This window comes from Aestuariivirga sp. (assembly GCF_037139295.1).
Taxonomy (GTDB): domain Bacteria; phylum Pseudomonadota; class Alphaproteobacteria; order Rhizobiales; family Aestuariivirgaceae; genus Aestuariivirga.
Window position 1 is genome coordinate 1 of record NZ_JBAXGR010000128.1, and the last position, 7,888, is coordinate 7,888.

Annotated in this window: 7 protein-coding genes and 1 pseudogene; all 8 read left to right on the top strand. The window is 62.3% G+C overall.

Translation table 11 applies throughout. The annotated features are described in order from the left end of the window. A pseudogene (locus tag WCJ41_RS18900) lies at window positions 1–656 on the top strand (class II histone deacetylase); the annotation flags it as partial. Between the two features lie 52 nt (window positions 657–708). Continuing rightward, window positions 709–1,725, top strand: a complete 1,017-nt coding sequence (locus WCJ41_RS18905) for an ABC transporter substrate-binding protein (protein ID WP_336907391.1) — start codon at window positions 709–711, stop codon at window positions 1,723–1,725. Window positions 1,726–1,737: 12 nt separating this feature from the next. Then, the gene (locus WCJ41_RS18910; RefSeq protein ID WP_336907392.1) at window positions 1,738–2,034 is read left to right on the top strand and encodes a hypothetical protein; all 297 of its coding nucleotides are present in this window, start codon (window positions 1,738–1,740) and stop codon (window positions 2,032–2,034) included. Window positions 2,035–2,050: 16 nt separating this feature from the next. Further along, complete coding sequence (locus WCJ41_RS18915) at window positions 2,051–2,842, top strand: ABC transporter ATP-binding protein (protein ID WP_336907393.1); 792 nt, start codon at window positions 2,051–2,053, stop codon at window positions 2,840–2,842. Beyond that, window positions 2,842–3,555, top strand: coding sequence for an ABC transporter ATP-binding protein (locus WCJ41_RS18920; protein WP_336907394.1), 714 nt, complete (start codon window positions 2,842–2,844; stop codon window positions 3,553–3,555). The genes WCJ41_RS18915 and WCJ41_RS18920 overlap by 1 nt, the downstream gene beginning before the upstream one ends. Before the next feature lie 4 nt (window positions 3,556–3,559). Continuing rightward, window positions 3,560–4,438 (top strand): branched-chain amino acid ABC transporter permease, encoded by an 879-nt coding sequence (locus WCJ41_RS18925; RefSeq protein WP_336907395.1) that lies wholly within the window; start codon window positions 3,560–3,562, stop codon window positions 4,436–4,438. Next, window positions 4,435–5,436: a branched-chain amino acid ABC transporter permease gene (locus tag WCJ41_RS18930; protein ID WP_336907396.1), complete on the top strand. Its 1,002-nt coding sequence runs from the start codon at window positions 4,435–4,437 to the stop codon at window positions 5,434–5,436. Before WCJ41_RS18925 ends, WCJ41_RS18930 begins: the two co-directional genes overlap by 4 nt. Before the next feature lie 905 nt (window positions 5,437–6,341). Then, window positions 6,342–7,888 (top strand): site-specific integrase (locus WCJ41_RS18935; RefSeq protein WP_336907397.1); only part of this gene is annotated, 1,547 nt, incomplete at its 3' end.

Consider the following 7,888-nt stretch of genomic DNA (forward strand, 5'->3'; position numbering starts at 1 on the left):
GCCTGTTCGCGAATGTCGCCGTCGCCATCGCCCATTGCCGGGCCGCCCACAAGCTTGGACGCATCGCCACCGTGGACTGGGACGTGCACCACGGCAACGGCACGCAGTCGATCTTCTATTCCGACCCCAAGACGCTGACGATTTCGCTCCACCAGGACAACCTTTTTCCGGATCGCTCCGGCAGCCTTGCCGAAACGGGCGAGGGCGCGGGCAAGGGCTACAACCTCAATATCCCGCTGCCCCCGGGCTCAGGCGATGGCGCATATATCGCCGCCTTCGAGCAGGTGGTGATCCCAGCCCTTTATCGTTTCAAGCCGGAGATGATCGTCGTCCCCTCGGGCTTCGATGCATCAGGCGTCGATCCGTTGGGCCGGATGATGGTAACCTCCGAGGGCTATCGCGCTATGACGAAGATCCTGATGAAGGCGGCGGACGATCTCTGCGGCGGCCGCCTGGTAATGTCGCATGAAGGCGGCTACTCGCAGATGTATGTTCCTTATTGCGGCCTCGCCGTCCTCGAGGAGCTCACCGGAATTCGTACCGCCGTTGAGGACCCGTGGAAGCTGCCGATGTCGAACTGGGGCCAGCAAGCGCTGCAGACGCATCAGCAGCAGGCGATCGCGGAGGCCGCGCGCCTCGTTGCGGGGATTGCATAAGTTCATCGTGCTTATCTAGATCGTCGACAACAAATCAGCTGGGAGGAAGATCATGACCACGACGCTGTCGAAGCCGAACATCATTCCAAGTCGCCGCAACTTTCTCAAGGGAGCCGCCGCGCTGGGCGGCAGCGCCGCCATGCTTGCTGCCATCAACGACGGCGCACGCGCAGCAGGCGAGCCCATCCCCGTTGGCCAGGCCGCACCGCTCACCGACTTCGCTGCGGCCGACGGCGTCGAGTTCAAGAACGGGCTTACGCTTGCCTGCGAGGAGATCAATGCGCTGGGCGGTATTCTTGGCCGACCGCTCGAACCCTATTTCGAAGACACCAAGCAGATGGGTGATGCGACCAATGTGCAGGCGGTGCAGCGGCTCATCGATCGTCACGCCGTGCATGCCGTAATCAACGGCTACAACATCGGCTCGGGTGCCGCGATCCAGGACGTGATCGCGGACAGCGGCGTCATCTACGTACACTATGATACGACGATCGGTCACAACAACCTCGTGAAGTCCGATACCGAGCGCTACTTCGGCTCCTTCCAGGGCGATCCGCCGGAGTATTGGTATGGGCCTGGCTTCCTGAAGTTCGTGCAGCAGCTCGAGGAGGGCGGCTCCTACAAGCGGGCCAACAACAAGATGGCGGTGATCCTTTCCGCCGGCGTCTACTCCGCCAACATCGCCAATGCGGTGAAGGAGAAGGCGACCGAGTTCGGCTGGGAGATCAGCCTGTTCGAAACCGTCAGCGTACCGATCTCCGAATGGGGCCCGACGCTCGCCAAAATCCGGCAGGATCCCCCGGCGGTCATCTGCGTCACGCACTTCCTGCCTGCCGACCTGGCGCAGTTCATGGTGCAGTTCGCACCGAACCCGACGAACTCGCTGGTCTACATGCAGTACGGACCGTCGATCCCTGCATTCCGTGAGATCGCCAAGGATGCCTCCAAGGGCGTGGTCTACGCCACCGTCGTCGGCGCCCTGCAAGACGAGATCGGGACCGCGTTCGAGCAGCGCTACAAGGCGAAGTTCGGCGAAAATGCCGGGCATAATTCTGGCGCCCAGCCCTAGGACGGATGCTATGTGTGGGCCACCGCGGCAGCACTTGCGGGCGGCACGGGCGAGCCCGGCAACGAAGCCCAGAACCGCAAGGTAGCAGAGCGCATGCGCGCCATGATCTGGCGCGGTGTCACCGGCACTACGCGCTTCGTTCCCGGCGAGCAGTCGGCCTATAGCTTCCCGACGCAGACCAAGGACCCTTCGCTCGGCATGCCGCACCAGTTCCTGCAGATCCAGGATCCGGCAAAGAGCGGGCTGCTAATCGCGCCCGCTCCCTACGACACGACAAAATTCGTCCTGCCGCCGTGGATGAAGGCCTGATCCGGATATGTGACGCGTGACCGCCGCCAGACCGGCATTGCTGACCTGCAGCGGAGTGTCCAAGCACTTCGGTGCCCTCGCGGCGGTCAACAATCTGAGCTTCGAACTGGCCGAGGGCGAGGTCCTCGGCATCGGCGGCCCCAATGGTGCTGGCAAGACGACGCTGTTCGACGTGATCTCGGGTCTGAACTCGGCCACGGGCGGAACCGTCACCTTCGCCGGGCGTGACATCACGGAGCTGCCGCCGGAAGCCGTCTGCCACCTCGGTATTGCCCGCACCTTCCAGCTGAACGCCTGCTTCGACTCCCTGAGCGTGCGCGACAATGTGCGGGTTGCTGCCTATTTCGGCCGCGAGAATCGGCGCTTCTCGGGACTCTCCGTCGGTGCTGAGGTGGAGGCCTACGCCAGCGAGGCGCTGGCCACCGTGGGACTCACGGGCAAGGACGACAGGACGGCTGGCGCGCTCCCCGTGCTCGACCGCAAGCTCCTGATGCTTGCGGGCGCCCTAGCCACCAGGCCCCGGCTCCTTCTGCTGGATGAGCCCGTGGGCGGCCTAAGCCCGAAGGAAACGGACCAGATCATGACGGTGGTGCGCACCATCGCCGCCTCCGGCGTCACCATCATCCTGATCGAGCACGTGATGCGTTTCCTGGTGCAGCTCTCGACCCGGGTCATGATCATGCATCATGGCGAGCGCATCTATGAGGGGTCTCCCAGAGGCCTCATGTTGGACCGGACAGTGATCGACGTCTACCTCGGCGAAGGCGCATCCCAGCGGCTGGGGAAGCTGATGGGGGAGCGGGCCTGATGGCGCATGCGCTCACCCTTGAGAACGTGGCCTCCGGCTATGGCCAGCACCTGGTCATCCGGGACGTTTCGCTCTCCATTCCCGAAGGCGTGCTCGCCGCACTCATCGGGCCTAATGGTCATGGCAAGACGACGCTACTCCGCACTGTGTCCGGCCTCGTTCCATGCCGTGCCGGCTCTATCAGCCTTCATGGCGAAAGGATTGACCGCATGCGCCCCGACGAGATCGTGGCGGCAGGCATCGTCCACGTGCCGCAGGGTGACCTTCTCTTCCCCGAGATGACGGTGCTGGAGAACCTGCGGATGGGGGCCTATCTCCCCGGCGCCGCGGCTCTCGAGAGGCAACGGCTCGAGGAGGTCTTCACCCTTCTCCCCAAGCTCAAGGAGCGGCGCGGGCAGACGGCCAGCACGCTGTCGGGCGGCGAACGCCGCATGGTGGGTATCGGGCGCGGCCTGATGGCCGGCGGCAGGTTGCTGATGCTGGACGAGCCGTCGCTGGGCCTGGCACCCATCGTGATCGACCAGATCTACGCTGTGATCGGGGCGCTGCGCGCCTCCGGCCGCACCATCCTGATCGTCGAGGAGAACGCCACGCGCATCGCCGAACTCGCCGACCACCTTTACCTGCTCGACAACGGCCGCTTCGCCTGGTCGGGCACCGGCGCGGAGCTGATGTCGCGCCCCGAAATCCTCAGCACCTATCTTGGAGGCTGAACCGATGGATGTGCTCGTCCAGATCCTGTCGTCCGGCCTGACACTCGGCGCCATGTATGCCGTGTCAACCATCGGCCTCGCCCTGGTCTACGGCTCGCTCAACATGCTGAACATGTCACACGGGGCGCTTCTGGCGCTCGGGGGCTATGTCTGCCTCTACGCGATGACGGCGCTCGGCCTTCCGGCCGTGCTCGCGGTGCCGGTCGCCATGGCTGTCTGTGGCATCACCGGGCTTCTCATCTATCACCTGGCGGCAAGGCCCATGCTGGCCTCGCGGAATTTCGAGACGCAGATCTTCATTGCCACCATCGGCCTCGGCGCGGTGCTGGAGAATGTCATCATGCGCACCTTCGGGCCGCAGCCCGTGGCCCAGCCTCTAAATCTTCAGGGTGCGATCGTTATCGGCAGCGTGCACATTCCGAACCAGAACATCCTCATCTTCGCCGTCTCGGTCCTCATGATGGTCATGGTGGCGCTGCTGCTCAACAATACGCGCATGGGCCGGGCAATCCGCGCCACCGCGCAGAATCGTGACGCGGCACAACTGATGGGCATCCGCATCGGCCGGGTTTATGCCCAGGTGCTGGCGATCTCGGGAGCACTCGCGGCCGTCTCCGGCATTATGATCTCCTCGCTTTCGGGGCTCCTGCCCAACATGGGCGGTGATCCGATGCTCAAGGCCTTCATCATCTGCGTCGTGGCGGGGCTGGGCAATGTCTATGGCGCAGCGGGTGTGGCACTGGCAATGGGGCTTCTCGAGGCCGTCATCCAATATGTCTTCGGCGTGCAGTACAGCTTCGCCATCCTGCTGCTTATCGTCATCGCGGTGCTGATCTGGCGGCCGGCGGGTCTCTTCGGCCGTGCGCAGGTGGTGCGGCTGTGAGCGCGAGAACGCGGGACATCCTGATCGCGCTGGCGCTTGCGGGGCTCCTCGCTCTGGTGCCGCTGTTCATTGGCACGCGCTACATCATTACCCAGATGACGCTGTTCTTCATCTGGGCCATGGTCGTGTCGCAGTGGAATTTGGTGCTGGGTGTCGCTGGCATCTTCTCGCTGGCGCAGATGGCGCTGTTCGCGGTCGGGGCCTATGCCACCGCCATGCTTGGTTATTACTTCGGAATTCCGATTCTGCTCGCCATGCCCGTGGCAGGTTTTGTGACCGTGGTCGTTTCCGCCTTGATTGGACTCGCCTGCCTCAGGCTGAGGGGCCCCTACGTGGCACTCCTTACACTGGCGATCGCGCAGGTCATCTATCTCGTAGTTGTGAACGATACGGAATGCTTCACCAATCCGCCCTCGGGGTGCATGCCGCTGTTTGGCGGCGTGCGGGGCTTCTCGCGCTTCGGTGACCTCGGGTTCCGCGGCCTGTTGGGCTCGAAGTGGTACATCGGGCACTATTATGTGGGTCTGTTCCTCGCGGTCCTTGCGGTGGTCTTCTCGATCGCGATCATCCGCGGCCCACTTGGTCTCGCCTTCCAGGCGCTCAGGGACAATCCGGGATATGCCACGTCGCGCGGCATCAGCAGGTTCAAGTATCAGCTCTGGGTGTTCAGCCTGTCGGCCTTCTTCACCGGACTTGCCGGCGCATTCTATGCAGCGCAATTCGGTGTGGTGGGCCCCATTGTGTTCTCGATCGCTATGCTGCTGTTCCTGCTCTCCATGATCGTCGTCGGGGGCATGGGAACGGTATGGGGGCCACTCCTTGGCGCGGCAATACTGATGCTGGCAGACGAGGGGATGCGTGAGTTTGGAGATTGGCGCGACATTGGCCTGGGCCTCATTCTCGCGCTCTTCGTAATCTTACTACCTCGCGGCCTCATGGGGCTTATGACAGCATCACACTCGGGCTTAAACCGTCAACCGCCTAAGGCGTCCAAGTGAAACCCCAACTATTCTGTAAGTGGCGTGAAGGGGCGTAGTCCTGCGTAAACGCTACTGATTGACAATTTCCGCAATGGTACGGCAGGCTTCGCCCCTCTACCGGGAGAGAGTTAGCTGCCAGGCTCTCTCCCTCCACCAAATGGCATGTTTGATACAACTCGGCCCTTCCCGAAACCTCCCAACAATTGAGGTTGCTTCCGGGGACGGCCCAATGGACGGCTCATGCTAGCCACCGGGTCTGGTGCTCCCTACGGGAATCGGACACTTGAGTAGGATGGGTTCGTTCGTTGGATACGGTTTGAGTTCGAAGCATGCTTCAACCCCAAAACTCTGCCTATCTTGGCTAAGGTTGTGGGGATTTGTGGGAACCCGTCTTCGTCTAGTGGCGAGGGATGACACGTCAGCAATCCCGGTCTCCTGTACGTCCCATTAGCAAGGGTGCCCAGAGCGCCCACGGCAATGCCGAACCCAATCCAGGCAGCTCCTCTCTCGAGCGTTTCAAAGTTAGGTCACCTGCGACGGCTGACGAGGTTGGTCGGGGTGTCCTGCCAGAATGGGTGCGCCGGCGTGTCGCCAGTCCAGAGAGAACGGCTTACAGCCCGAACCCTGAAACGACGTCCGGTTCGCCTGAATTCCTGACGGTTACCGAGGCCGCTTCGGTCCTGCGCGTCAGCGTCAGGACCCTGCGCCGGCGTCTTGCAGCCGGCGAAATCCCCCACATCCGAGTTGGCCGCCTGGTCCGGATTCCGCGCAGAGTAGCACTCGAAGAATAGGAGTAATATGCATTGTAAAACAGATACTTACGATCATGTCGTGATTACATATTATACAAATAAACCTGCATAATTATCTTGTTATAATCACGAATTTCTACTACTGTCCGCTCCTGTCATCACGAGGCCGCCATGCCCAGTCCCGAAGCCACCCTTGCCGATCTTCTGACTGCTGTTGCTGGGACAGACTGGCCTGCGACCCGCAAGCGCGACTGCGCCAGCGCCATCAGGACGGCTGCCAAGGCGCTGGGGGCTGAACCGGGCGACATCCCGCTCAACGTCAAGCTCCTGCGCCGCCGCCTGGATGAGGTGGCACCCGAGAGTTTAGGGATGAGCCGGTTACGCTGGAACAACGTCCGGGCGCTGCTGAATCGGGCAATTGAGCTGAAGGCCAAGGTGATGCCGTCGGCTCAACAAGGTCCGGTCTCGCCTTCCTGGCAGGCCCTGGCGGAGCCCTTGCCGCGCTCGAACTGGTACCGACTGAGCGCTCTTCTCAGATTTATGTCCGGCCGGGGTGTCGAGCCGTCGGATGTGGCCCTTGCTGATCTTGAAGCGTTCCGCGACGCCATCATCGAGAACCGGCTGCGGTCGACGCCGGAGAAGACCTGGGACGGGGTTGTCTGGTGCTGGAACAGGCTTGTTGGAGAGGTGGCTGGCTGGCCGCAGATTGTAATCCCCCGCGAGGACAAGCGGACAGTCTACGTGCTGCCCTGGGACATGTTTCCCCCAAGCCTGAAGGCTGACGTCTATGCCTATTTGAAGATCTTGGGTGGCGAGATCATCGACGAAGATGGTCCATTGCGAGCCCTGAGGCCTTCAACCTTGGCCAATCGTGACTACCAAATGCGGGCGGCGGCCTCGGCGCTGGTCGCCGCGGGCGTTGCTGCCAACACGATCTGCACAATCGGGGATTTGGTCCGGCTGGAGCCAATCAAGCTTATCCTCGAACATGTCCTGCACCGGGGTGACAGCGTGCACCGGGCAGGTGCATTCAACATGGCAAATACCTTGCTGGCCGCTGCGAAGCACTGGGTCAAGGTTGATGACGACGATCTCACCAAGATCAGAAAGATTGCTGCTCGGCTGTCTCCCATGTCTACCGGGTTGACGGAGAAGAACCGCAGGCGACTGATGCACTTCAATGATCCGGACGTCGTGCAGAGGTTCCTGGGGCTGCCCCAGCGGCTTGCTGGCGAAGTGAGGGGAAGCACGCACAAGACCGTCGTGGACGCGGTCACGGCCCAGCTTGCCGTTGCCATCGCCATCCTCCAGGCGGTGCCTATCCGGATCCAGAACCTCTCCAGCCTCGATCTCGAGCAGCATCTCGTCGAGCGGGGAAACCGCGTCTACGTGCTCATCCCGGGTGAGGAGGTCAAGAACGGCCGCCCGTATCAACTGGAATTGCCGGGTGAGGTTGCCGACCTCATCGCCTGGTACTGCATGGACTATCGCGACCTGCTGGCGGAGGTTCCCACGACAGCATTGTTCCCGGGTGAACAGGGCGGTCCGAAGAAGCCCTCTACGCTTGGTGTGCAGATCACCAAGCGGGTTCAGGCCTATCTGGGGCTTCCGGTCAATCCGCACCTGTTCAGGCACATTGCCGCGAAGCTCTATCTTGACCGCCGCCCGGGCGAATACGCGCTTGTCAGCCGCCTGCTCAATCACAAGAGCGTGGCGAC